A 24,567-nucleotide genomic window follows, 5' to 3' on the forward strand; every position below is an offset into this window, starting at 1 on the left:
ATTGTAAAACTTCATTGAGTTTATAATCAATTATAAACAATAATGGTATTATGTTGTGAGTGTTGAATAAGGAAGACGCACAGCCTGAAGAAAGGAAATCTCAAATGCAATTAACAGAGAGGCACATCATTAAATCCACGGAACATCGTTTCGCCCAAATTGACGAACTAGCCTTTAAATCCAAAAACCTCTACAATGCCGCCAATTACGTCATTCGTCAGAACTTTATTTATGGATGGGGCTATGTCAATTACAACGAAATGAACCGATTGATGAAATCTCATGAAGCCTACAAGGCTTTGCCTGCTAAAGTAAGTCAGCAAATCTTAATGGTTTTAGACAAGAATTGGAAATCGTTTTTTGAAGCCGTTAAAGCTTACAAAGCTGACTCTTCAAAATTCACGGGTAGCCCAAAATTGCCAAAGTACAAAGATAAGACTAAAGGGCGAAACCTTCTCGTCTACACGATTCAAGCAATTAGTAGCAAACAGTTGAATAAAGGAATCATTAAACTTTCGGGTACAGAACTTTTAATTAAAACCCAACTCAATCCCAACCAGATTTGTCAAGTTAGACTGGTTCCGAAATGTGATTCCTATGTAATTGAGGTGATTTATGATGAACCGGAGTCCACCCTCAGCAATGCCAACTCTGTAGCTAGTATTGATTTAGGACTGGATAATTTAGTGGCGTTAACTTCAAATCAACCGGGATTTATCCCTTTGTTGATTAACGGGCGACCATTAAAATCGATTAACCAGTTCTACAACAAACGCAAATCCCGATTACAATCCCAATTGAAAGGGAATCGCAAAACTTCACCCAGGATTCAGCGATTAACTCGCTGTCGCAACCAGAAAGTTGATAATTATTTGCATCATGCTAGTCGTGTGATTGTTGACCATTTGGTAGTGAACCAAATTGGAACGCTGGTAATCGGCAAAAATGCACAGTGGAAAACCGATATCAATCTAGGTAAACAAACCAACCAAAATTTTGTCAGTATTCCTCACTCTAGATTAATTGAGATGTTAGAATACAAAGCTCGGCTGGTGGGAATCAAGGTAATTGTGCAGGAAGAATCCTATAGTTCACGGGCCAACTTTCTGTGTTTAGACCCAATTCCTGTTTACGGAAAAACTGATAAAGAGCCTGTGTTCACTGGCAAGCGGATTAAAAGAGGTTTGTACAAAACATCGGCTGGTCGGTTAATTAATTCCGATGTGAATGCAGCGTACAATATCCTCAGAAAAGCAATCCCAAATGCTTTCAGCGATGGGATAGGGAGCTGCGTAGTTCAGCCAAGGCGGGTTAATCCGCTCAAAGTAAAAGTGAAAGGGGAGGGACTTGAAGCCTCCCATGTCTATAAATGACTATACTTTTACCAGCTATAGAGCGCATCGCTGGCAAGCAGGGGAATAGATACATATTTCAAGGAGCAGAGGAAGAACTATGATGAACTGGGATTATCGAGTATTTTTTGAGGATGGCGGGTACACAATTCGCACGGTGTATTATGACGATAAGGGTGCGATCGCAGCCTGCTCTGAAAAAGAAACCGCACCTTTTGGAGAATCAGTGGAAGAACTTCAAGAAGAATTAAACCAACTCCTTGCTGCTCTAAAAAAACCTGTTATTTCGGCTGACGATGTGCCACCTCCAAGCGATCGCCCGAAGGCAAAAAGAGGAAAATCATTGCAAGCAGTGCGGCAACAACTTGGCTTGCGATCGGAAATAACGAAAGAAAATTCCTTAGAAAATTCCTTGAGTTCAAACGATTAGCAAAGAACCGAGGTTATCGGTAAGAGTTCAAAACTACTGGCTGCTTATCTTGGCCGCTCATATGAATGATGACGATTTAAACGAATTAATAGATGCTTTTACCGCAGAATGCGAAGAGTTTCTCCAGTCAATGGAAACAAATCTGCTGGCGATGGAAGCTGCGGGTTTGAAAGAGCGACAAGCGGCAGTTAAAGAAATGTTTCGGGCGGCTCACTCGATTAAAGGTGCGGGTTCGATGTTGGGCTTTCAAAACGTATCGGCGGCGGCTCACACGCTGGAGGACTGTTTTGTCATTTTGCGCGATCGCACAGACTTGGCGGCCCTGGAACCGACTACTGTGAGTGTTTTGCTGCAGGGGGTGGATGCTCTCAAAAAGATTACGATCGAATCAGTTCAACACTCCGATATTACAACTCCGGATCAAACGGAAAACTTGGAGGCGATCGCCCAAATTTTCGCCCAGTTCCAGGCCAAGTACGGCAAGTCAGAACAGCAGCCAGTCCTCGCAGCCAGCCAAGGGCCCGCCCCCGAAACCCTGAAACTGATTTTTGAACAGCAAGTGCCGGCACTCTTCAATCGCCTCGAAACCGAGCTTTCCCAAGCTTCCGAAGCAGATTTGGCAACAAGCGTCACCACCCTCAACCAGGTTTACTACCAACTCTCCGGTTTGGCTGGAATGCTGCAGTTGCCTGATTTTGGGAAAGTCGCCGCAGCCCTCCGAGATTTGATTGACTCTCCAGACTTGACTGTACAACGGTTGCAATCCGACGGTTGGGCGATCGCCCAAAACTTGCAAACCGCACGCCAACAAATATTGGAAGGAAGGGCGATCGACATCCCCGAAATCTCTCCCACTCCCCCCCACTCCCCCTCTCCCCCTCTCCCACTCTCCCCCTCTCCCACTCCCCCCGAAATCTCCCCCTCTCCCACTCCCCCCGAAATCTCCCCCTCCCCCACTCTCCCAGTCCCCAACCCGCAAAGGCCGACAATCCGGGTAGACTTAGAACGCTTAACTGAATTGGTGAATCTAGTCGGGGAATTAGTCATCAACCGTACAAATTTAGAACTTCAAGAATCCGAACTGCGCGGCGAAGTCAAGCGCATCCGCCGCAACATCGTAGATTTGAACCAATTCGGCGGCCAGTTGCGAGAAGAATACGACAGACTGAGCTTTGCAGAGTGGAGAGGGGGAAACGGGAACTCTGGATTGGGAAAACTTGCTGCTGCTGAAACAGAATTCCCCATGATTGCTAACGGCAAATCCTCTCCGGTTCATGCTCACTTCGATATCTTAGAGATGGATCGTTATACAGAGTTCCACTCGACAGCCGCAGAAGTCATCGAAACTGCCCAAGCAATTTCTCAATCCGCCACCAAATTAGACACCTTAGCCATGAAATTCGAGCGCAGTACCGACCAACTGCGCCGCATTACCGAACAACTACGCAGCCGCGTCATGCAGTTGCGAGTCGTGAGTTTCAGTCGCGCCGTGGATCACTTGCCCAGAGCGCTCCGGGAGATGTGTCTCACATACGATAAGGATGTCAACTTGCTGCTAGTGGGAAGAGATACCAAAATTGACGAAAGTTTGCTCGATGCTTTGCGCGACCCCTTAATACACTTAGTGAGAAACGCTTTCGACCACGGCATCGAAATGCCCGAAGTTCGGAAAGCAAGCGGCAAGCCGGCCAGCGGTCAAATAGAAATAGAAGCCCGCCACCAAGGCGGCCAAACTATTATTACTGTCGCCGATGATGGCAAAGGCATTGACCCGGAAATGATTCGCCGTAAAATTGTCACAAAGGGTTTGGCTACGGAGGAACAAGCTCAAGAATTTTCCATTGCCGAACTCTACGATTTTCTGTTCTGGCCGGGTTTCAGCACTACAGAAGGGGTCAGCGACCTTTCGGGGCGGGGAGTCGGACTCGACGTGGTGCGAACAAATTTGCGGACTGTGCGGGGGACTGTGAAAATAGACTCTCGCCTGGGAAAAGGTACGAGTTTTATCATTAAACTGCCACTGCTGTTGTCGATTACTGATGCTTTGATGGTGAAGACCGATCACAATAAAATAGCAGTGCCGCTTGATGCAGTCGAGGAAATTCTGCACATTAAAGCCTCGGAAGTTCACATTGCCGGCAATCAGCCGATGCTGTGGTGGCGGGAGGAATTTATTCGTTTGGTGAGAATGCAAGATTTGCTCGAATACAGCGTCGTCGGGCCGGATGCCCCCTCTCCTGACCCTTTGACCCAAGACGAAATTCCTGTCCTGGTTTTGGCTTCTACCGAAGGAATGCTGGCGGTGGCCGTGGAACGGCTGATCGGTCAGCAGGAAATTGTGGTTAAACCTTTGCCACCGCCTCTATCCAAGCCTCGCGGCGTTTTGGGGACTACGATTTTGGGGGACGGGCGCGTGGTGAATATTCTGGATGTGGACGATTTGGTGCGGCAACCTGTGGTAAATAGTTCGATCGCCGCTATCTCCGGTAAAGTGCAGGAGATACCGGCGAGTGTGAGTCGGTCACCGCAGATTTTGGTAGTGGATGATTCCTATACAATTCGCCAGTTGCTGTCTCTGACGCTGACTCGTGCTCGCTACCGGGTGGTACAGGCTAAAGACGGCGTGGATGCCCTGGAAAAGTTGCAAAATGGTCTTGATTGCAGTTTGGCGATCGTGGATATTGAAATGCCCCGGATGGATGGATTTGAATTGTTGCGATCGATCAGATCGACCGAACGGTTTGCTAAGATTCCCGTAGCCATGCTGACATCCCGTAGCGGGGCAAAACATCGGCAAATGGCAATGGAATTAGGCGCAAATCAATACTTCACCAAACCTTACAGCGAAGCCCAACTTTTACAAGCTATCCCCAAATTAATCCACCACTCAATAATTTAAGCCAAAATCTCAAATCTCCACTCAAATAATCCCTAATCTCAAACAAAACTTAGCTCAAAGGTAATTGAGTACGCTAATTATAGTGGGAAGCTACGCAGCCGACTCACCTACTAAAATCCAATATTTTTCAATCTAAAACCTAATATCAATTCCGGTTGTATCGGAATGATTAAACCGCAGAGGACGCAGAGGATACAGAGAAAGGGAAGAGAGAGATGAATAATTCAGATGCCAAGGGAGTTGAGATAAAATCAATAATCTTCAATCTAAAATCCAATAATCCTCAATCTAAAATCTAAAATCTAAAATCTAAAATCGAATGACTCACGCCAATTACAATCGCCGATTTCGGAGCCAGAAACAAGCCACTGTTAGAATTGCCCCTAAAAAATTTGTTTCCTTTGAAATAGGAAAAATTTATTATGCTGTTGCTATTGAACGAGTGGAGCGCATTGTTAAAAACTTTAATGCCTACGGCATTTTACCTAACGGTAATAGTTTACTGCGGCATCAAGAAGAACTGATTACCATAATTAATTTATCCACAATATTTCCCAGCAGTCCGAGCATGGCTGACTGCAAATACCTGATTATTTGTACCTTAAATAAAAGCGATCGGTTGGGGATTCCCCTTCCTGATATGCCAAAAATTTTGGAAATTACCGAAGAAAGCTTCTGCGAGATTCCCGAATTGTACCGTCAACAGCAACTGCCTCCGGTAATAGAAAAGTTAATTCGCGCACCTGATGGTTCCGAAGTTTTTTATCTAAATTTTGATTTATTTAGCGAAATGTAGGGGGTTCACTTTTCGAGGTATCATACCATATAAATGATATTTTGGCAAACAAAAAGTTAGAGATTTATGAAAAAACTCACAATAATGTCGATCGCCCTACTAATTTTTGCAGCAACTCTCGATTTGCCGAAGGTGGGGCTGCAACTAAGTGCGATCGGGCAAATAGAAACACCCCAACCCATCCCAACACCCCAAACAATCCCAACACCCCAACCCATCCCAACACCCCAAACAATCCCAACACCCCAACCAATCCCAACACCCCAACCACAAACACCCCAACCCATCCAAACACCCCAACAAATCCAAACACCCCCAATACAAACACCCCAACCAAAACCAGCCGACCCCAAAAACCTCGGCTACGTCTCCCCAGAATTTGCCGAAAATTTCTCCCAGCAACAAATCGACCAAATCAACGCCAACGTCGAAACGCTGCTGCTAACTCAAAGCTGCTCCCGCTGCGACCTCCGAGCAGTAAAATTAGTTAACCTTAACTTAAAAAATCCCATCCTTACAGGAGCAGATTTATCAGATGCCAACCTCAGCGGTAGTCGCTTCGAGATATCAGATTTTGTCAACACCAATCTAGCTCGCACAAACTTAAGCGGAGCCGAATTAGTAGGAGCGAGAATCAGCAACGCTAACCTTAGAAAAGCTAACTTGACAAAGACAAATCTAGACGGTGCAGACTTGCGATTTTCGGACTTGAGAGATGCCAATCTTTCCGAGGCCAACCTCCGCAATGCTAATATAGATGGCGCTAGTATCGATCGAGCAAGCATGGCCGGCACCACAATGCCAGACGGCAGAAAAAATAATTAATAATAGAGGTAGTCTTATGTCGCCGATTAAACAACGCCTTCTCGAAGCGATCGAACGGACTCCTGAGCCACTTTTAGAGCAAACGCTGGCATTTCTGGAATTTTTGACCAGTCGGAAACAATCCGCGATCGCCCCAGACTTCGACTCAGATTTTGACTCAGATACCGACTCCAACGAGCAAATCCTCGCCGATCTGAAAGCCTCCCTCCACCAAGCCAAAGCGGGACAAACCTTTCCCATATCGGAACTCTGGGACGGTATCAATGTCTGATATGTCAGTCCAAGTCACGTTCACGGTACTTTTCAAACGTCGCCTCAAAGGACTCGCTAAAAAGTATCGCCAAATTCAAACCGATATTCAGCCAGTCCTTGATGAGCTTATCCAAGGAAACTTCATAGGAAACCAGATTACAGGGACTCAATACACCGTTTACAAAGTCCGGGCTAAAAACAGTGATTCCCAAGTTGGTAAGAGCGGCGGTTATCGCTTGATTTATCAAGTTGAATCACCGACTCAAGTTGTTTTACACCTGATTTACTCGAAATCAGAACAAGCAAATGTCTCCGCCGAGGAAATCCAAACTGCGATCGCAGAATACCAAGCGAACCCAGACGAATAAGCCATTTTTCAAATCTAAACGCTTGCCCTTCTTGCTCTTTGAGGCGCTCGCTGTCATCGTCAAAATCCGTGTCGTGCCTTCCTTCAATTCTATTCAAACAGCCAAAAACCTCTGAATCACCTCATCACTTAACTCGCTAGTGCTTCCAGAAGCCACAATCCCGCCTTTTTGCATAGCATAATACCAGTCAGCTTGCCGCACAAAATGCAAATGTTGCTCCACCAACAAAACAGAAATTCCCCTAGTCGCAACCACACGGCGCACAGCAGCTTCAATATCTAAAATAATAGATGGTTGAATCCCCTCCGTAGGCTCATCCAAAACCAGCAACTGCGGCTCACCCATCAAAGCCCTAGCAATAGCTAACTGCTGCTGCTGTCCCCCGCTCAAATCACCTCCCAGGCGATCGAGCATAGTTTTCAAAACCGGAAATAACTCAAAAATTTCATCAGGAACTTCAGGATTTTTGGTTTTGGTTGGTTTCGCTTCCAAACCTAACAAAAGATTTTCTTTTACCGTCAAACGTGGAATAATTTCACGCCCTTGAGGCACATAACCAATGCCTAATCTAGCCCGCTGGTAAGTCAACTTAGAAGCAATAGATTCTCCGCCAAAAGCAATAGTGCCACTGCGCGGTTGCAGCAACCCCATAATCGTTTTTAGCATAGTAGTTTTGCCCACACCATTGCGGCCGATCAAGCAAACCATTTGCCCAGCATTTACGCTTAAATCGACATCGCGCAAAATGTGACTTTCGCCGTAGTAAACATTCAAATTAGAGACTTGTAGCATAATTGTTGACTGTTGACTGTTGACTGTTGACTTTTGACTGTTCACTGTTCACTGTTGACTGTTGACTAATAACTATTCTTCAGGTTTTCCCAAATATACCTCAATTACCCGATCGTCATTTTGCACCTCATCCATAGTCCCCTCACACAAAACCGCACCCTGATGCAACACCGTCACCTGCCGCGCAATTTGCCGCACAAACTCCATATCGTGTTCAATTACCAACACCGAATGACTTTCCGCCAGCGAAATTAGCAACTCTCCAGTTAACATCGTTTCCTCATCCGTCAAACCCGCCACAGGTTCATCTACCAACAACAAATCAGGAGATTGAGCCACCAACATTCCAATTTCCAACCATTGCTTTTCCCCGTGAGAAAGCAAACCCGCCGAAATATCAGCTTTAGCAACTAAACCAATTGTTTCTAACAAACCCGCCACCGTGCGTTTTTCAGCAGCAGAAGCAGGCTTGAACAAAGTCGAAAAAACATTTTTATGGCGGCTGCAAGACAATTCCAAATTTTCGCGTGGCGTTAAATTCAAGTAAACTCGCGGCGTCTGAAACTTGCGACCAATTCCCAAGCGCGAAATCCTATCTTCCGACAACTTGCGTAAATTTTGTCCCTTAAATAACACCCTGCCCTCTGTCGGCTGCACCTTCCCGGTAATTGAATCGAGAAAAGTTGTTTTTCCCGCACCATTGGGGCCAATAATAACTCGCAGTTCCCCCGCATCCATACTAAAATTTAAACCGTTGATGGCTTTAAAACCATCAAAACTCACAGTCAAGTTTTCGATTTCTAATACTTTTCCATTCATAGGTGATTTCTCCGGGTAGGGTGCGTCAGTTAACAGTCTCTGGGTAAGCCGGAAAATCTGTTGGCTGACGCACCTGACAGCGCTGATTTTCTCTTAGAAGGTGCGTCAGTTAACAGTCTCTGGGTAAGCCAGGAAATCTGCGGGCTGACGCACCCTACACAAGCACATAAATAGTTATTTGACTCTCAAGTAAAACTGCTCGAACTGCTCGACACTGGAGGTGGAGAAGCAGCCATAATTCGCTCAGCTAACTTCGAGAGCGGCAGACTTTGCAAATACACTTTTCCAGGCCCGGTTAGCTTGACCAAAAACAAGCCTTCGCCGCCAAATAGAGCATTTTTAAACCCGCCCACAAACTGAATATCGTAATCTACAGTCGGCGCAAAAGCTACCAAACAACCAGTGTCCGCTCGCAACACTTCGCCAACTCCCAAATTTTTCTCAACTATTGTTCCTCCCGCATGAACAAAAGCTAGCCCGTCACCCTGCAATTTTTGCAGAATAAAACCTTCTCCGCCAAAGAAACCGGCACCGAGCCGCTTGGTGAATGCTACCTCAATGTCAATGCCGTTGGCCGCACAGAGAAATGAGTCTTTTTGACACAAAAATTTACCGCCAAGTTGGCCTAAATCAAGGGGAATTACTTTACCCGGATAGGGGGCGGCAAAAGCTACGCGGGCTTTACGATTTCCGGCGTTGACAAAGGTGGTAATGAAAAAACCAGCTCCTGTCAGCATTCGTTTGAAACCTTGAAATAAGCCGCCGCCTGTGGATGTTTGCATTTGGATGTCGCCTTCCATGTATGTCATGGTTCCAGCTTCAGCCCTAACACCTTCTTTGGGGTCGAGTTCAATCTCGATAAGTTGCAAATCGTCGCCGTAGATTTTGTAGTCAATAATATCTGCCATATGTTGCCCCTCAAGTTAAAGAACGAAGCTACTTGCTACGGATATCTAAGTAGGTGGACATATATATTGCGTTTCCTCAGACAGAGATAAACGCAGCCTTTGCCAAGTCTATGGCGATTGCTTTGTTTGTCTGTTGTAGGTGACATTTATTTATGTCAGCCTCCTTCTAAATTACACGATATTTTTTTACTCAATGTTCAAGTTCTTCTTTTTCGAGCTGCACTTGGGGGTCTTGTTCCAGGCTGGGGTAAGTAGATGCGTACTTAGGTCTTCTGAACAACCTGCGGATTTGACCGAAACCTTGATGTTGCAGCCATCCGACTAAGCCGTCGGGCAGCACTGTGACTACTATGAGGAATAGCGCACCTTGGAAAAACAGCCAAACTTCGGGGAATTGTTCGCTCAAGAAACTTTTACCAAAGTTGACTAGCAGCGCTCCCAATATTGCTCCAGATAATGTGGCGCGACCTCCCACTGCGACCCAGATTACCATTTCAATTGAAAAGGCAATATCCATTGCTTTTGGCGAAATGATTCCGGTTTGTACGGTAAATAATGCGCCTGCAATCCCGGCTAAACCGGCGGAAATTGCAAAGACTAAAACTTTATATCCTGTGGGATTGTAACCAGAGAAACGCAGGCGCACTTCGTCGTCGCGAATTGCTACTAGCAGGCGGCCGAAACGCCCGCTGGTCAGCCATCGGCAGAGGGCGTAAGTTGCTGCTAGAAATAGTATGGTGAGAATGTAGAAAATATATTGAGTATCTCGGTCATTTACTGTGGCTCCGAACAAGGTTTTAAAGTCTGTAAGTCCGTTGGTTCCGTTAATCAGTTTTTGCTGACCGTTAAAGAAGTTGAAAAATACAATGGTTGCTGCTTGGGTAAGAATTGAAAAGTAAACGCCTCGAATTCGATTGCGGAATACTAAATAACCTAAAAGTGCGCCCAAGATGGCGGGGATGAGAACTACTGCTAATGCTGAAAAAGGAAATGAATAAAATGGTTGCCAAAACCAGGGGAGTTCGGTAACGCCGTAGAGGTTCATAAATTCTGGCAATTGACTGCTGGCGGTTGGGGGAATTTGCAGTTTTAGGTGCATGGCGAAAGCGTAGCCGCCGATCGCAAAAAACACCCCATGCCCTAAACTAAGTAAACCGGTGTATCCCCAAATCAAGTCTATGCCGAGGGCTGCAATTGCTAGTGCTAAAAACCGCCCCAATTGATTGAGCCGAACGTCGGGGAGTATTCCTGGGAGGAGTAAGATGAATGTGAGGGCGATCGCGCTGACAATTGCCGCTTCTTTTAGCCAGGGTTTCTGATGTGTTTTCTGCATTTTTCGCTACACTCGCAGTTGTAATTTTTAATTTTCTACCGTCCGCCCTTTTTGCGGGAAAATCCCTCCCGGCTTCACTTGCAGAAAAGCCATAATTAAGGCGAATACCATTACTTTTGCCATGCTGGTTGTGGCGAAAAATGTGAAGAAGTCGGCTAAAGGCTTGACAGGAGCGAACATTAATGCTAATGTTCCCGAACCGATCAGGTAATTTGCAGTGCCGATCGCGATCGCAGCAACTACACTCCCCACAATCTTGCCGACACCGCCCACAACCACCACCATAAACGTATCGACTATATAATTTTGTCCGGTATTTGACCCTACCGAACCAATCAAACTAATCGCGCAGCCAGCAACACCTGCCAGCCCCGAACCCAAAGCAAAAGTCAGCGCGTCTACTTGTTCGGTAGGAATTCCCAAACACGCACTCATGCTGCGATTTTGTGTCACGGATCTAATCCGCAATCCCCACACAGACTTTTGCAAAAATAGGTAAATTCCCGCCAAACAAATTCCGGTGAGGACAATAATAAAAATTCGCGCGTAGGGCAACTGAAAATTGCCCAGCGGTATCCCGCCCCGCAACCATTTCGGTGCAGTCACGTCCACATTTTGAGCGCCAAACCAAGGTTGAGTTACTGCCAGTTTGTAAGTTTGCCCTAAAAAGGCGCTCACTGCCCAGGAAATACCCAAAGATAAAGGCAAAATTAGGGCGATAACTTTGCTGCGAATGCGATCGAAATCAAGGCGAGATTTCAGCACCCGCAAACCGCCAAAAAACAGCAAACAAAACACCGCAATCCCAATTACCAGAACCCAACTTACGCTGCGGACAAACTGCTGCAAAATTAAACTTACGCCCCAAGTTGCCAGCAGAGTTTCTAGCGGCCGCCCGTAAAGATAGCGAATCACTCCGCGTTCGAGAATTAATCCTACCAATGCAGCTACTAAAAAAGCTAGGGGAATCGCAAATAAAATATAGGTTTCAAAAGCAAATCCTCCGATACCTTTGAAGACATTTTGCACGACGAAAGTTGTATAAGCCCCTAGCATCATCAACTCGCCATGAGCCATATTAATCACGCCCATAAGCCCGAAAATAATCGCTAATCCTAGGGCTGCAATTAGTAAAACAGCGCCGATGCTAATGCCGTTAAATAAACCATCTAATATCGCCAATTTTGTTACTCCTGCATCAAGTCGGTTAACTTCGTTTGTGGATAATTAGGGGCTGGTTTTACCCTATTGGTGTCAACTTAGAACTAAAACCCTCTGTATATTTCGCTTGTAGCCGAGTCTAGATCCCCCTAAATCCCCCTTAAGAAGGGGAGTAGGGGTTGACTTTGAAGAGTCCAGTTCCCCCTTCTTAAGGGGAGTAGGGGGTGACGCCAGGAGACTCCTGTTTTCCCTTATTAAGGAAGTAGAGATTGACTTTGAATGCTCTTACTCCCCCCTTATTAAGGGGGGCTGGGGGGATCTCCGGGTTTAAAGACACACCCTAGGGGGATAAAAGATACGTTACCAACGTTAACCAAATTGGTATTAGCTACTTATGAAGCTTTGAATTTGCCACCTTTTGCGGGGTCTGACCAATCGCAAGCAAAGCCTTTTGTTTCAGCGACAAATTGATTCCAAGGCACCGGCTTCACTGCTTGTGGTGTAGCAAAAGCGATGTTAAATAAACCGTCGTCTCTAACTTCGCCCAACCGCACAAATTTAGAAAGGTGATGGTTAACATCCATCGTTACTGTGCCCCCCGGCGCCTCAAAGGTTTGACCCAAAGCGGCTGCCCGCACTTTTTCCAAATCGTCGGCTGTCCCTGCTTTTTCGACAGCTTGCTTCCACAGGTAAACCATGATGTAAGCTGCTTCCATCGGGTCATTGGTCACTCTATCTTTGCCGTATTTTGCCTTGAAAGCTTCCACAAATTTTGTATTAGCCGGAGATTCCACAGTCATGAAGTAATTCCAGGCGGCGTAATGACCTTTAAGATATTCTACGCCGATCGCCTTTACTTCTTCTTCCGCAATACTGACCGACATTGACGGATATTTGTCCGGGCCCAAACCTGCACCCTGCAACTGTTTGAAAAATGCTACGTTGCTGTCGCCGTTGAGGGAATTGAAAATGACGCCTCCGTCTGGCAAAGCGGCCTTAATTTTAGTAATAATTGGCGTGACTTCTGTCCCGCCCAAAGGAATGTAATCTTCCCCAACTAATTCGCCGCCTTTGGCTGCTAGCTGTGCCTTGATAATGGTATTTGCCGTGCGGGGGAAAACGTAGTCAGACCCGACTAAGAAGAATTTTTTGCCTTTATTTTCTAGCAGCCAGTCAACTGCTGGTTCGATTTGTTGGTTTGGTGCCGCGCCGGTATAAAAGATGTTCTTGGAACACTCTTGACCCTCGTATTGTACGGGATACCAGAGCATATGATTTTTTTCTTCAAATACCGGCAATACTGCTTTGCGACTGGCGGAAGTCCAGCATCCGAAGACGGTGACAACTTTATCTTGGTCGATCAATTTTTTGGCTTTTTCGGCAAAAGTCGGCCAGTCTGAGTTGCCATCTTCTACTACTGCTTCGATTTGTTTTCCGAGGACGCCACCAGCTTTATTAATTTCTTCTATCGCTAATTGTTCGGCATCGACAACGCTTTTTTCGCTGATTGACATCGTGCCGCTCAAGGAATGCAAAATTCCTACTTTGATCGTGTTTCCGCCACCTGCTGCTGCTGGTGTTCCTGTTGAAGTTGGAGAAGGAGAAGCGGCGGGAGTTGCTGTTGGAGTTGGAGTTCTACAAGCTTTTAGAAATAAACTTGATGTTAGGGTAGCAGAACCGTATAAAAGAAATTTCCGCCGATCGAATCGCTTTGTCATTTTTTCTTGTTACTCTTGAACAGATGAGTCTGATGATTGAGAATAATAACACATAGTGACTTGATATTAAGACTCGCGCCAGCAGACTGTTGTATTTTTAGCTACAAAACTTATTGTTTTTGACAAAATGAATGTTTTGTGGGGATTGAGGGCAACTGCGGCAGAAACCGGGCTGATACCTTGTTAGATTTTAGATTGACTGATGACATCAGGGTTGGGATCGCGGGCTTAGCGGATTTTTTTGGGAAACCGGGTTTAGACACCAAAATACGTCTTTTCAGCAATTAGTGTGACATTAGAAACCCGGTTTCTTTACAGAAATTATCTTATTGATGCTACCAGTTAGGCAGGGGAGCATCTTAATGAAAGCAGCCCAGCTAGCAATTGGAGTTAGGAGTCAGGAGTCAGGAGCGAGGAGAAAAGAGGAAGAAGGAAGAAGGAAGGAGCCAGAAGAAGTGTTTTTACAAATGTGAGATGCTACCAGTTAGGCAGCAACCGGGTCGATCGCACTTGCATAGGCGAGTATCAAAGCAAGTGACGATCGCACTTCGCTTGGAGTACGATCGTCACCTGTAGAAATGCCCCTGATTTATGGAGAATAGCGGACTCGAACCGCTGGCCTCTGCGGTGCGATCGCAGCGCTCTACCAACTGAGCTAATTCCCCTGATTGAGTTTTAATTTAGCATTTTAGATGCCGGATTGCCGAATCTAAAAGGCTGACAGGTTTTGCTTGCTCTCACGTTCGCAGACCGTCACTTACACTAGCACGTAACTGCTAAAAAGGTCAAGTGTTTTCTGCAGCCTGCTCAGTGGGGGCGATCGAGCAAAGTGCCGCCACTCTATCCAACTCTAAATCAGCAAAATAGTCCACCGTCCAATTAGCTTGGCGCTGGATCATGTGAAACGGGTAAGTGTGAGTTACGCCCGCCACCTGAATCCCCGCTTTTTTCGCCGATTCAATCCCAGCAAAAGTATCTTCTATCGCCAAACACTCGATCGGTTGCAGGTTAAAGTCGGGATATTTCTGGTTGAGAAGTTCCACAGCCAATAGATAGCCGTCGGGTGCTGGTTTGCTCGCCGTCAAGTCGTCGCCTGCGACAATTAACTCAAAGTTTGCTGCCAAACCGGCCCGATCTAACACCAATTCTATATCCGATCGCATTGCCCCGCTAACTACGACCATTTTCAGTCCGGCAACCCGAATTTTGTCAATAAATTCTGCCAAACCCGGATAAATCGGCAGTTTCTCCAAAGTATCTATTTGAGCTTTGTAAGCTTGGGCCTTGCGCTGCAGCAGTCGATCGAGATATGTTTCTGTCAGAAATCGTCCTCGGCGCTGGAGTAGTTCGGTAATGCAAGCGCGATCGCTCCTTCCCAAACAAATTTCTCGAAACTCCCCACGTTTGAGCTGGAGATTTTCATCGAGCATCAATTGTGCGATTATTTTCTCGTGAATTGGCTCGTCATTAACAATCACGCCATTAAAATCAAATAAAACTGCTTTTAGAGTCATTAGTCATTAGTCATTAGTCATTAGTCATTAGTCATTAATCATTAGTCATTAATCATCAGTCATTAGCAAGTTAGTAGGGGCGGGTTTTACCAACCATCTCAACCTAAAACTAACCATCTATGAAACCCGCCCCCAAAGGGCGAAAAATACACCTCAACAATACATCAAGCAGGAGCTGGAATGCCCGGTAAATCGCCATCAACATCAGGAGTTCGATCGCCCCAATTCCACCCCCTCGCCACCTTGGCCTGTTCCAAATCTTCCCCCGGCAAAGGTTTCACACCCTGCGTCACCTGATTCACCCACCAGTGTTCGTGAGTTTGCACCGCCGCGAATCCAGCCGCCCCCGCCCAAGCATCGAGGCTGCCAGCAGCGTAAGACTTAATATAAGGCTCTTCAAAGATATCAGTCAGCCACTCTGTCTGCCGCAAAGTTTTTTGGTTTCCGTCCAAAATTGCCACTTGTCCCCCAACCTTCAGCAGTCGGAAGCTTTCTCGCAAAATTGCCCGCGATACAGCAGGTGGCGTCTCGTGAAACAGCAAGGAAGCTGCGACTAAATCGAAGCTGGCATCGCCAAAAGCAACGCTTTCGGCATTTCCGTGCAACCACTGGATATTTAATCCGGCTTTTTGCGCTTTCATGTCGGCAACTACCAGCATATAAGGCGACAAGTCCAGCCCGACAACTTCCGCTTCGGGAAAAGCCTGCTTGAGCATGAGCGTTGTCGAACCGGTGCCGCATCCCAAATCGATGATTCGGCGCGGTTTCACCCGCACAGCGTCAATTAAGCCTTGCCTGACGACGGTTTCGTGGGGAGGCAAAACATATTGCGTGATTGGATCGTAGGAAACGGCGGCACTGGGGTTGAGGTAGCCGCGTTTAATGCCGTGAAAGTTTTGGCTGGTGTAATATTCGGGATAAACTAAGTCGGGTTGTCGGTAGCGATCGCCCGCTGTTTCCCAGTCGATACCTTCGTAGAGTCGTTTCAGTGCTTCTTCGTCGATCGCCAGTCGAATCAGGGGCGACAAAAAGCGCTCGAAAATTGTATCCTTGCCAACAGCCATAAAACACCTTTAACAAAAACTCTTCTAATTTTAGCCAACGGCCGTCAACTTAGCATTAATTAAAACTGTTGAGCCGCTCTTCTCTCTTCCTTCTCTCCCTTACCTCCGTTACAACGTTACAAAATCCGTGGACTTCCTTTCCACTTCCTTCTTATACCCTTTTTCAAAAATAATGCAACTATAGACAATCTCCCAACTCTTATTTCATCAGTCATTCCCAAATTTAAAATCTAAAATTTAAAATTTAAAATCTAAAATCTAAAATCTACAATGGTATTACTTTCCGTTACTAATAGGAATTTTTACCAAAAGTTCCGTGCCTCCGCCCGGAGGCTGAGAAATTTTGATGCTGCCGCCGTGTCCATCCACTACAATTTTGTAGCTAATTGCTAACCCCAAACCAGTACCTTTTCCCACCTCTTTAGTAGTAAAAAATGGGTTAAAAATTTGGTCTTTAACGCTGTCGGGAATGCCGGGGCCGTTGTCGGCGATCGCCACTTTCAGAAATTTAGCGCCATGTTCGCGAACTACTCCCGTGGAAATAGTAATAATTTTATCCAGGCGATCGATCTCGTTCAAGGCATCGATCGCATTGCTCAGCAAGTTCATAAACACCTGATTGAGCTGAGACGGATAGCACTCGACTGAAGGCACTTTTCCGTATTTTTTGACTATATAAATTCTATTCTTGATGCGGTTGGAGAGCAGCAGCAAGGTATTTTCTATACCTTCGTGAATGTCCGCCAGCTTTTTGTCAGATTCATCCAGGCGAGAAAAGTTTCGTAAAGAAAGAACTATGCTGCGAATGCGTTCGCTTCCTATTTTCATAGAATTCAATATATGCGGCAAATCCTCCTCGATAAATTCTAACTCTATTTCTTCGGTAAAATCTACGATTTCCTGGGGAACCTCTGGGAAGGCTTCTTTGTATAAACTCACCAACTCTAATAAATCTTTAGTATATTTGCTGGTGTGAGGCAAATTAGCCGAAATGAAGTTAACGGGGTTGTTGATTTCGTGCGCTATTCCAGCCACCATTTGACCTAGGGATGACATTTTTTCGCTCTGCACTAAATGAGTTTGAGTTTTTTTCAGTTCATTTAAGGCACTATTAAGCAGTTTTACTTGGTCTTGGGTTTGACTGTAAAGGTGAGCTTGAGTAATTGCGATCGCCAATTGGTCTGCTACTGCTTTTAACAGTTGGATTTCCTCCCGGCTCCAAAGCCAATGAGTAGCGTGGCTGCAAATTAAATAACCCTGCGGCTGGTTCTGAGTCTGGACAGGTACGGCTAAATAGCTATTAGCTTTAAGTTCCGGCGGTTGAGTTACACCCTTCGCCCAAGTGTCGCTCGAAAGAATAATTGGTTCGCCTTGACCACTCCGTACTAACACATTTTCGAGAAAGTAAGACTCAAACTTTATCGCTTCTGTGGGAGAATCCGATGGGCAACATTCCCACAGGATTTGTAACCTGTTTTCTTGCGGTTTGTACCAACCAAAAGCCGCCCGTTCTAGGTGCAGCAAACTTACTATTTCTTCGACTGTACTTTGCACAATTTTGTCTAATTCCAGGGAAGCGCGAATGCGTCCAGCAATCCGGTTGAGCATGGCTTCTCGCTCCGCTTGAGCGCGATTGTTTTCGGAGGAGTAAATTAGCCAAATGGCTGCTAGCATTGCCGGGATGAGCAGTCCGGCGACTACGGATGTCAGCAAATTTAATGCTTGCAGTTGGGATTCAATATTTTCGCGGGGAATTACTAAAGCCATCGACCAGTTAACTTCCTTGAGGGGAGCATAGGCCACATACACCCATTTGTTATCTATTTTTACCAGTTCGATGTTCGTCTGGCGGTCGATCATCTGTCGCGCAATTGTGGAGAGTGCGGGGTCTTTTGACTGTAAAAAGCTTGGGGTCGGCAGGTCGATATTTCCGATTAAGTTATTGTTGGGATGAACAATTGGCACTCCTTGTGAATTGAGCGCAAAAGCATAACTGTCAGAACCGTACAGCAAGCTGTTAGCGACAGATGTTACTCGGTCTAATTTAATGCTGCCCGATAGGACTCCAATTACTTGATTTGGAGCGGGGGGCAAAGCCCAAATAGGAGCTGAAATGATGATCGTAGAAACTTTTGTACTGCGGCCGATCAGCGGGTCGGAAACGTTGAGCTGTCCGGCCATTGCTTTTTGAAAGTGTTGGCGGTCTTTGCTGTTCGCGCGGTTGCCTAAAGTGTTTATAAATGAGCCGTCTGGTTGAGTTAATGACAGGATGAAATACTCTTTTAATCTGTATATTTCTCCTTGCAACCGGGGCTCGACTAATTGCCAATTGAGAGTGCCCACCGTAGGATCGTAAGCAATGGTTTCTATTTCTGCTTTGCGGCTGCTGAGCCAGCGGTCGATTTCATCGGTGCCTTTTTCTAGTTTTAATAGTGCTATTTGCTTTAAATTGTCAAGGATTAGCCCCCGCACAAAAAAATAGCTGATGCAAGCAGTTGTGCTAATCGTTAAAGCCGTGGTGGCCAGAATTAGCAGGGTCAGCAAATGGCGGCGCTGCCGTCTGTGTTGCCAAAGACTGTGCGCTTGCTGCCACTGCGATTGAGCAGAATTGCTGATGTTTGCCCAAAATTGGCGCAGCTTTTTTGCTTGGTGTGGCCGCGGCGCAGACACTGATCCGGCTTGATTTGCTGGGTTTTGCATCATCAAATGTTCTCTCCGAATCAAATTCATCAAACGGTATTGGTCATGCGGCAGAATTAATATCAGTCAAGTCGTGAGACGAGTTTCAGAAAATAATGCAACTGTAGGCCGGTGATCCCAACCCTGCTAGGCATCAGTCATTCGCAATCTAAAATCTAAAATCTAAAATGGTATGACTTGCATTCCTGGCTGCAAAAAATTCTTATTCCGATCGCACCCTTGCCTTCTATTTTGGCATCAGCTTTATATTTTGACCTTCGGTTTACCTACTTGAGGTAACTGCTTTACGATATCTTTAATCTCTATCTCGTTTGTATAACAAAATAATTGTAAATAACACAGAGAAAATACGGACTTTTTTAAATTAGCAATGTATTCTAAGGGAGAGGTAAATACTTATTGACAATTTTACTAATTTGCGCTGTGGTGTCAAGGGGAAATTTTTTCGTCTAAAGCTTTTTTAGCCAAGCGGGTTGCATAAACGGTGAGGGCGATCGTTGCTAGCAAACCAATCCCGTAGAGAGTCCACTCAGCAGCAGTGCGCGATCGCCCTTGCGATCCAAGTGCAGCCAAACTCCCGGCCAGGGAACCGATATAAACATACATGACAGTTCCGGGAATCATGCCGATCCAAGATGCGAAAAAATAGTCTTTTAGAGATACTTGCGTGACTCCAAAAGCATAGTTAAGCAAATTAAACGGAAAAATTGGAGAAAGCCGCGTCAGCAGTACAATTTTCCATCCTTCAGAGGCAACTGCGGAGTCGATCGCCTTAAATTTTTGATTGCCCTCTATCTGTTTGGAAACCCAGTCGCGAGTTAAATACCGCCCTACCAAAAAAGCGCCAGTTGCGCCTAAAACCGAGCCGATGGAAACACAAACCGAACCGCCAACGACTCCGAACAAAACGCCAGAACCGAGAGTCAGCAAAGAACCGGGGATAAATAGAACCGTTGCGACAATGTAAATTAAAATAAAAGCTGCCGGGCCCCACGGGCCGAGACTCGCGATCGACTCCAAGGCATTTTTCAGAATTCCTTGGAAGTTAAAAAACCTGGTCGCTGCAATTAAAGCCACAGCTAAACCAATCCCTAAAATCAGTTTCCACCTATTTGATGCCGGCGGATCTTCACCGGGCGATCGCGAATCATTCATTACTTAAACTCCCCATTCATTCATTGCATATACCGTCGTTTCCAGGGTAGGGACACGGCGCCGTGCCCATTAGTCTCAACTTAAGCTGTTAGCCCGCCAAGTCCATCCGCCCACCCGCCAGTCCGCCAGGGGTTGAAACCCCTGTCTAATAGCGAAAGTCCTCTCAAGAGGACTAATAACTTCTTCAGTCCTCTTTTAGAGGACTTTAGCTTTGAGGCAGGGGTTTAAACCCCTGCCGGACTATGGGTTCTACCTTAACTTGACACCTATGGGCTCTTGGAGTGTCCCTACTGTATTGCTCAAATCAAAGTACCGCCGCAGCTAGAACCTGAACCTGCCGTACATCCATAACAATAAGCAGCCGTTTGCACCTCTTGAATCACATCTAAACTGCCAGATTCCAGCAATTTAGCAGCAGTTATCTTTTCCCCGCTGCCAGTTTTCGCCGGCAGATTTTCCATCTGGTTAAAATCGCAGTCGTAGACATTGCCCAAATAGTCGATCGACAATTCGTTACGGCACATTAAATGTTCCAGAGTACCGGGATTAAAATTATCCTCCAAAAACCCCAGATAAGGCTTGTGAAGTTTCTTATGTTCCAAATGGAACTTAGTTCGTCCCACCGGCAAATTGGTAATCGCGAACAATTGATTAAAACAAATCCCAAAATGTTCCGCTAAATAAAGCTTGTAATCTTGCTCTAACTTACCTTGTTCCGGTGTTAGCGAAAACTTGTCTGTTGCCGGCACTTGTGGATTGTACACCAAATCCAGAGTTAAATTTGGGTTTTTCCCGTATCCCAACTGATTTAGCTTTTGCAGCGCCCGAATTGAACTGTCAAAAACACCGTTGCCGCGCATTTTGTCCACATTGTCAGCTTGGTAGCAGGGAAGCGACGCCACAATCCTGAGTTGGTGCTGCGCGCAATAGTCGGGAATATCTTCAAAACCTTTTTCAAAGTAAATCGTCAAATTAGAACGAACAATTACCTCTTTACCTGCCGCCCTGGCAGCTTCCGCTAGCGGTTTAAAACCGTAAAGCATTTCGGGAGCACCGCCGGTGAGGTCAACAGTTTGAATTTGAGGAAAGCGGCGAATTATTTCAATTAATTGGTCGCAAATTTCCGGGGAAAGTTCTTCTGTTCGTGTCGGGCTAGCTTCTACGTGGCAGTGAGTGCAAGCGAGGTTGCAGCGTTTGCCGAGATTAATTTGTAAAACTGTAATCTGCTTTTTAGTTAAAGCTGAGTTAATTTTGTTTTTGAAAGGGGTGACTGCTGTCTGAATCATGTGCTAACCTTTTGGTCTGTGCTCGCAACGAATGTAGAGGCGTTCCGGCGGAACGCCTCTCATAATTTAGCACTAATTCTTTGGATGCGACAGATCCAAATTTTAACAGGTCGCTACAAAGTTAATTGAAACTCACATCTTGCACTCTTTTTAATAACAGGCAAGATGCCTGTTCCACAAAAGAGGAATTTTGTTGTTGTGGAACAGGCATCTTGCCTGTTCAGAAAAGCCTTATTGACAATACTACAACTCAGTTAAAGCTGACATCTTGCACCATTCTCGATTAACAGGCAAAATGCCTGTTCCACCGGAGAGGAATTTTGTTGTGGAACAGGCATCTTGCCTGTTCAGAAAAGGCTTATTGACAATACTACAACTCAGTTAAAGCTGACATCTTGCACCATTCTCGATTAACAGGCAAGATGCCTGTTCCACAGGAGAGGAATTTTGTTGTGGAACAGGCATCTTGCCTGTTCAGAAAAGGCTTATTGACAATACTGCAAGAGCTGAGTTAAAACCGACAAGGCAAGAATTCTAATTTTGACACTAATCTTACTTTAGAGAGTCCACTAATTTCTCAACTCGTGCTTTAATTTCATCTCGAACGCGGTGAAAAGTTTCGATGGGTTGTCCGTCGGGATCGTCGAGTTGCCAATCTTCAAACACTTCTCGCAATACCCACGCTTCGGGTAAATTCACGCCGCAGCCACAGAGAGAAATTACTGCATCGTAGTCTTCTGCATTGAATTCGTTTAATGGGTTGGAGGTTTGATCGGTGATGTCAATGCCAATTTCTGACATGACTTGAATTGCTGTCGGATGAACTCTGCTTGATTCTAACCCGGAACTGGTGACTCCAATCTTGCCGGCTCCGATGGTTTTAGCAAATCCTTCTGCCATTTGCGATCTGCAGGAGTTTCTTTTGCAAACAAACATTACTTTTTTCATGGTTTTTGTTGGTTGTTAGTTGTTAGTTGGTGGTTGTTAGTTAGATGTTTCAAGGGCGCGATTTGCTAGTGCGATCGCCTCTTTAGCGGCTTGTTCCTTGCGTTCGCTGTAGCGATCGGTCAAATAGTCGGTTTGCTCCCGCAACAGCAAGGTAAACTTGTACAGTTCCTCCATCACGTCGATCGCGCGATCGCGATAAGGCGAATCCTTCATCGTCCCATCTTCATTAAACTCCTGATAAGCCTTAGCAACCGAAGACTGATTCGGAATCGTAAACATCCGCATCCAGCGGCCCAAAATTCTCAAAGTATTGACAGCATTAAAAGACTGGGAACCGCCGCTGACCTGCATCACCGCCAAAGTTCGGCCTTGAGTCGGTCTGACAGCCCCAATGCTTAAAGGAATCCAGTCAATTTGATTTTTCATAATGCCAGTAATATTGCCGTGCATTTCTGGACTAGACCACACTTGACCCTCCGACCACAGGCTCAATTCCCGTAATTCTTGAACCTTCGGATGCGTATCGGGAACGCTACCATAAATCGGCAATTCTAGAGGATTAAAGAACCTAACTTCTGCACCGAAATCCTCAATGATTCTCGCCGCTTCTTCCGCCAACAAGCGGCTGTAAGAACGCTCTCTTAACGAGCCGTATAAAAACAAAATTCTCGGTTTGTGCGTAAAATTTGCCATGATACTTTCAATTAAAATCCCGAAATCCGTTAGATATTTCCCGATAAACTGCGACTGCTAATTGTGCTCCCCAAATAGGAGCCACCCAGTAAACCCAGTGGTGTTCCCAAATGCCGCCAACTAAAGCCGGGCCGAGAGAGCGCGCCGGATTCATGCTAGCTCCGGTAATCGGCCCCATAAATGCGGCTTCCAGTCCTACAGTTAACCCAATTGCTATCCCGGCAAAGCCGATGTGAGCGCGTCTATCTAATCCCGAACCTAGGATAACCAACATTAAGATAAAGGTCAAAACAGTTTCTAAAATTAGAGACTGCAACCAGTGACCATTGAGAGGGATAGTTGCACCGAGATTTGCTACTTCACCTAAAGTAATTAGCAGCACTTTAGAAGCTGCGATTGCACCCGCACACTGCCCTAAAACGTAAGGCAAAACTTTGTATTTTGGGAAAAAGCCGCTCGCCCAAAATCCTAAAGTTACGGCCGGATTAAAGTGTGCACCGCTGATGTGTCCTAGGGCGTAAATCATCGCAGTTACTACTCCCCCAAATACAAAACTGATCCCTAAATGAGTTACGGAACCAGCGCTAGTTTTGTTAACCATCACCGCACCCGTGCCTGCAAAAACCAAAATAAATGTACCTAAAAATTCGGCGATCGCCTCTCGCCTGCAATCGGGCCGAGCACAAGCTAACCGATGAGCTGTTGCATCCATCGCTCTCAAGTAATTTTTTCCCTCCCATCATATCAATAAAATTTGATATGTCAATCCTCAAAACAGCCATATCAGTATTTGAGTGATTAAGAAATGTTGATGGGTTAACCCGCGTCGGAACAAGGGCGCGCCGGCAGGATCTGGCTGAAGCGGCGGTATTCGGCGAGGTACTGTTCGAGGGCGACAAACTGAGCTAAATTGAGGCTGTAGTAAATCCAGCGGCCTTCTTGGCGGCTGCGGACTAAACCGGCTTCTTTTAGGGTTTTGAGGTGGAAAGAGAGTTTAGGCTGAGGGACAGAAAGTCGATCGCACAAATCGCAAACGCACAACTCCTGTTCTCGCAGCAACTCCAGAATCTGAATCCGCAGGGGGTCAGAAAGAGCGTGAAAGCCTGCGGAGACAAGTTTTTCCGAAATCTGTCGCTGTGAAATGCGATCGGGCGCAGCCGTAGAATTTTTAAGCATCAATTATTTAGAAAACATCCATACAAAACATCATAGTTTCTCAAGCTTCATCCCAGAAAATCAGTGCATTCAGCATCGACAGATTCTTCGGACTTGATTACTTAGGATTCTGTACCCTTGCCGGCACATCTGTCAGTCCCGCCTTCTGCATCAGCGAAATCACCCCTATAGATAGAATTCCCCCAATAATTGCCCCGACAACTACGAGGATGATAAAGACTTTTTGCAGAGTTTTTTTAGTTGCCGGGTGGTACTGTTTCGGCAATGCTTCACCTTGCTCGTCAACTTCTTGCTCCAAGGGGTCTAGCGGATTGGAGGGATTTGAGTTAAAGGGATTGGGCGCTTGATTCATGGCTGGCTTTGGTTAAAGGATATCTA

23 protein-coding genes and 1 tRNA gene are annotated in these 24,567 nt (G+C 45.9%); 7 read left to right on the forward strand and 17 right to left on the reverse strand.

Translation table 11 applies throughout. From position 1 onward, the window contains the following. The first annotated feature begins 104 nt into the window (after positions 1-104). The 7 genes from QUB04_RS13595 to QUB04_RS13625 all read left to right on the forward strand — a co-directional run bounded on the left by QUB04_RS13595 (position 105) and on the right by QUB04_RS13625 (position 6,922). The gene (locus QUB04_RS13595; RefSeq protein ID WP_333284960.1) at positions 105-1,373 is read left to right on the forward strand and encodes a transposase; all 1,269 of its coding nucleotides are present in this window, start codon (positions 105-107) and stop codon (positions 1,371-1,373) included. A gap of 79 nt (positions 1,374-1,452) precedes the next feature. Further along, the gene (locus tag QUB04_RS13600) at positions 1,453-1,782 is read left to right on the forward strand and encodes a hypothetical protein (protein ID WP_333148424.1); all 330 of its coding nucleotides are present in this window, start codon (positions 1,453-1,455) and stop codon (positions 1,780-1,782) included. Positions 1,783-1,843: 61 nt separating this feature from the next. After that, a complete protein-coding gene (locus QUB04_RS13605) occupies positions 1,844-4,681 on the forward strand; it encodes a hybrid sensor histidine kinase/response regulator (RefSeq protein WP_333284962.1) in 2,838 nt (945 codons plus the stop codon). Positions 4,682-5,000: 319 nt separating this feature from the next. Further along, a complete protein-coding gene (locus tag QUB04_RS13610; protein ID WP_333284963.1) occupies positions 5,001-5,477 on the forward strand; it encodes a chemotaxis protein CheW in 477 nt (158 codons plus the stop codon). Positions 5,478-5,543: 66 nt separating this feature from the next. Then, positions 5,544-6,302, forward strand: a complete 759-nt coding sequence (locus QUB04_RS13615; RefSeq protein WP_333284965.1) for a pentapeptide repeat-containing protein — start codon at positions 5,544-5,546, stop codon at positions 6,300-6,302. A 16-nt stretch (positions 6,303-6,318) separates the two neighbouring features. Continuing rightward, positions 6,319-6,573: a hypothetical protein gene (locus tag QUB04_RS13620; RefSeq protein WP_333284967.1), complete on the forward strand. Its 255-nt coding sequence runs from the start codon at positions 6,319-6,321 to the stop codon at positions 6,571-6,573. Continuing rightward, positions 6,566-6,922 (forward strand): type II toxin-antitoxin system mRNA interferase toxin, RelE/StbE family, encoded by a 357-nt coding sequence (locus tag QUB04_RS13625; protein WP_333145661.1) that lies wholly within the window; start codon positions 6,566-6,568, stop codon positions 6,920-6,922. The genes QUB04_RS13620 and QUB04_RS13625 overlap by 8 nt, the downstream gene beginning before the upstream one ends. A gap of 93 nt (positions 6,923-7,015) precedes the next feature. On the opposite strand, the gene urtE is transcribed toward QUB04_RS13625, so the two are convergent. From urtE to QUB04_RS13710, 17 genes are all read right to left on the reverse strand, one after another. Continuing rightward, the gene (urtE, locus tag QUB04_RS13630) at positions 7,016-7,714 is read right to left on the reverse strand and encodes an urea ABC transporter ATP-binding subunit UrtE (protein WP_333145659.1); all 699 of its coding nucleotides are present in this window, start codon (positions 7,712-7,714) and stop codon (positions 7,016-7,018) included. A gap of 72 nt (positions 7,715-7,786) precedes the next feature. Next, complete coding sequence (gene urtD / locus QUB04_RS13635; protein ID WP_333101927.1) at positions 7,787-8,533, reverse strand: urea ABC transporter ATP-binding protein UrtD; 747 nt, start codon at positions 8,531-8,533, stop codon at positions 7,787-7,789. 185 nt (positions 8,534-8,718) lie between these two features. Then, positions 8,719-9,441 (reverse strand): TIGR00266 family protein, encoded by a 723-nt coding sequence (locus tag QUB04_RS13640; RefSeq protein ID WP_333145656.1) that lies wholly within the window; start codon positions 9,439-9,441, stop codon positions 8,719-8,721. Positions 9,442-9,631: 190 nt separating this feature from the next. Then, positions 9,632-10,774, reverse strand: coding sequence for an urea ABC transporter permease subunit UrtC (gene urtC / locus QUB04_RS13645; protein ID WP_333284970.1), 1,143 nt, complete (start codon positions 10,772-10,774; stop codon positions 9,632-9,634). A gap of 27 nt (positions 10,775-10,801) precedes the next feature. Next, positions 10,802-11,956 carry an ABC transporter permease subunit gene (locus tag QUB04_RS13650; RefSeq protein WP_333284972.1) on the reverse strand — a complete coding sequence of 385 codons (1,155 nt, stop codon included), beginning with the start codon at positions 11,954-11,956 and terminating at the stop codon, positions 10,802-10,804. 371 nt (positions 11,957-12,327) lie between these two features. Continuing rightward, positions 12,328-13,653: an urea ABC transporter substrate-binding protein gene (gene urtA / locus QUB04_RS13655; protein ID WP_333284974.1), complete on the reverse strand. Its 1,326-nt coding sequence runs from the start codon at positions 13,651-13,653 to the stop codon at positions 12,328-12,330. A 592-nt stretch (positions 13,654-14,245) separates the two neighbouring features. Next, positions 14,246-14,318: transfer RNA gene (locus QUB04_RS13660), tRNA-Ala, on the reverse strand. 120 nt (positions 14,319-14,438) lie between these two features. Further along, a complete protein-coding gene (locus QUB04_RS13665) occupies positions 14,439-15,167 on the reverse strand; it encodes an HAD family phosphatase (protein WP_333284976.1) in 729 nt (242 codons plus the stop codon). 164 nt (positions 15,168-15,331) lie between these two features. Continuing rightward, positions 15,332-16,231, reverse strand: a complete 900-nt coding sequence (locus QUB04_RS13670) for a methyltransferase domain-containing protein (protein WP_333284978.1) — start codon at positions 16,229-16,231, stop codon at positions 15,332-15,334. Positions 16,232-16,507: 276 nt separating this feature from the next. Next, a complete protein-coding gene (locus QUB04_RS13675) occupies positions 16,508-18,934 on the reverse strand; it encodes an ATP-binding protein (protein WP_333284980.1) in 2,427 nt (808 codons plus the stop codon). Positions 18,935-19,360: 426 nt separating this feature from the next. Beyond that, a complete protein-coding gene (locus QUB04_RS13680; RefSeq protein ID WP_333284982.1) occupies positions 19,361-20,086 on the reverse strand; it encodes a TVP38/TMEM64 family protein in 726 nt (241 codons plus the stop codon). A 299-nt stretch (positions 20,087-20,385) separates the two neighbouring features. Then, positions 20,386-21,372 (reverse strand): arsenosugar biosynthesis radical SAM (seleno)protein ArsS, encoded by a 987-nt coding sequence (gene arsS / locus QUB04_RS13685; protein ID WP_333284984.1) that lies wholly within the window; start codon positions 21,370-21,372, stop codon positions 20,386-20,388. A gap of 552 nt (positions 21,373-21,924) precedes the next feature. Continuing rightward, positions 21,925-22,320: an arsenate reductase, glutathione/glutaredoxin type gene (gene arsC / locus QUB04_RS13690; RefSeq protein ID WP_333145636.1), complete on the reverse strand. Its 396-nt coding sequence runs from the start codon at positions 22,318-22,320 to the stop codon at positions 21,925-21,927. A 36-nt stretch (positions 22,321-22,356) separates the two neighbouring features. Continuing rightward, positions 22,357-23,013, reverse strand: a complete 657-nt coding sequence (gene arsH, locus QUB04_RS13695; RefSeq protein WP_333284986.1) for an arsenical resistance protein ArsH — start codon at positions 23,011-23,013, stop codon at positions 22,357-22,359. Between the two features lie 7 nt (positions 23,014-23,020). Further along, positions 23,021-23,725: an MIP/aquaporin family protein gene (locus QUB04_RS13700; RefSeq protein ID WP_333284987.1), complete on the reverse strand. Its 705-nt coding sequence runs from the start codon at positions 23,723-23,725 to the stop codon at positions 23,021-23,023. Positions 23,726-23,829: 104 nt separating this feature from the next. After that, on the reverse strand, positions 23,830-24,189 hold the full coding sequence (locus tag QUB04_RS13705; protein ID WP_333284989.1) for a metalloregulator ArsR/SmtB family transcription factor: 360 nt from the start codon (positions 24,187-24,189) through the stop codon (positions 23,830-23,832). Between the two features lie 97 nt (positions 24,190-24,286). After that, positions 24,287-24,541, reverse strand: coding sequence for a hypothetical protein (locus QUB04_RS13710; protein ID WP_333075830.1), 255 nt, complete (start codon positions 24,539-24,541; stop codon positions 24,287-24,289). Positions 24,542-24,567: the final 26 nt, after the last annotated feature.

Origin of the sequence: Microcoleus sp. D2_18a_B4, from assembly GCF_036702475.1 — a bacterium.
GTDB lineage: Bacteria > Cyanobacteriota > Cyanobacteriia > Cyanobacteriales > Microcoleaceae > Microcoleus.

Coding starts and splice junctions, on each gene's coding strand:
- QUB04_RS13595 (WP_333284960.1), top strand. CDS start 105: ATGCAATTAACAGAGAGGCACATCATTAAATCCACGGAACATCGTTTC.
- QUB04_RS13600 (WP_333148424.1), top strand. CDS start 1,453: ATGATGAACTGGGATTATCGAGTATTTTTTGAGGATGGCGGGTACACA.
- QUB04_RS13605 (WP_333284962.1), top strand. CDS start 1,844: ATGAATGATGACGATTTAAACGAATTAATAGATGCTTTTACCGCAGAA.
- QUB04_RS13610 (WP_333284963.1), top strand. CDS start 5,001: ATGACTCACGCCAATTACAATCGCCGATTTCGGAGCCAGAAACAAGCC.
- QUB04_RS13615 (WP_333284965.1), top strand. CDS start 5,544: ATGAAAAAACTCACAATAATGTCGATCGCCCTACTAATTTTTGCAGCA.
- QUB04_RS13620 (WP_333284967.1), top strand. CDS start 6,319: ATGTCGCCGATTAAACAACGCCTTCTCGAAGCGATCGAACGGACTCCT.
- QUB04_RS13625 (WP_333145661.1), top strand. CDS start 6,566: ATGTCTGATATGTCAGTCCAAGTCACGTTCACGGTACTTTTCAAACGT.
- urtE (WP_333145659.1), bottom strand. CDS start 7,714: ATGCTACAAGTCTCTAATTTGAATGTTTACTACGGCGAAAGTCACATT.
- urtD (WP_333101927.1), bottom strand. CDS start 8,533: ATGAATGGAAAAGTATTAGAAATCGAAAACTTGACTGTGAGTTTTGAT.
- QUB04_RS13640 (WP_333145656.1), bottom strand. CDS start 9,441: ATGGCAGATATTATTGACTACAAAATCTACGGCGACGATTTGCAACTT.
- urtC (WP_333284970.1), bottom strand. CDS start 10,774: ATGCAGAAAACACATCAGAAACCCTGGCTAAAAGAAGCGGCAATTGTC.
- urtA (WP_333284974.1), bottom strand. CDS start 13,653: ATGACAAAGCGATTCGATCGGCGGAAATTTCTTTTATACGGTTCTGCT.
- QUB04_RS13665 (WP_333284976.1), bottom strand. CDS start 15,167: ATGACTCTAAAAGCAGTTTTATTTGATTTTAATGGCGTGATTGTTAAT.
- QUB04_RS13670 (WP_333284978.1), bottom strand. CDS start 16,231: ATGGCTGTTGGCAAGGATACAATTTTCGAGCGCTTTTTGTCGCCCCTG.
- QUB04_RS13675 (WP_333284980.1), bottom strand. CDS start 18,934: ATGATGCAAAACCCAGCAAATCAAGCCGGATCAGTGTCTGCGCCGCGG.
- QUB04_RS13680 (WP_333284982.1), bottom strand. CDS start 20,086: ATGAATGATTCGCGATCGCCCGGTGAAGATCCGCCGGCATCAAATAGG.
- arsS (WP_333284984.1), bottom strand. CDS start 21,372: ATGATTCAGACAGCAGTCACCCCTTTCAAAAACAAAATTAACTCAGCT.
- arsC (WP_333145636.1), bottom strand. CDS start 22,320: ATGAAAAAAGTAATGTTTGTTTGCAAAAGAAACTCCTGCAGATCGCAA.
- arsH (WP_333284986.1), bottom strand. CDS start 23,013: ATGGCAAATTTTACGCACAAACCGAGAATTTTGTTTTTATACGGCTCG.
- QUB04_RS13700 (WP_333284987.1), bottom strand. CDS start 23,725: ATGGATGCAACAGCTCATCGGTTAGCTTGTGCTCGGCCCGATTGCAGG.
- QUB04_RS13705 (WP_333284989.1), bottom strand. CDS start 24,189: ATGCTTAAAAATTCTACGGCTGCGCCCGATCGCATTTCACAGCGACAG.
- QUB04_RS13710 (WP_333075830.1), bottom strand. CDS start 24,541: ATGAATCAAGCGCCCAATCCCTTTAACTCAAATCCCTCCAATCCGCTA.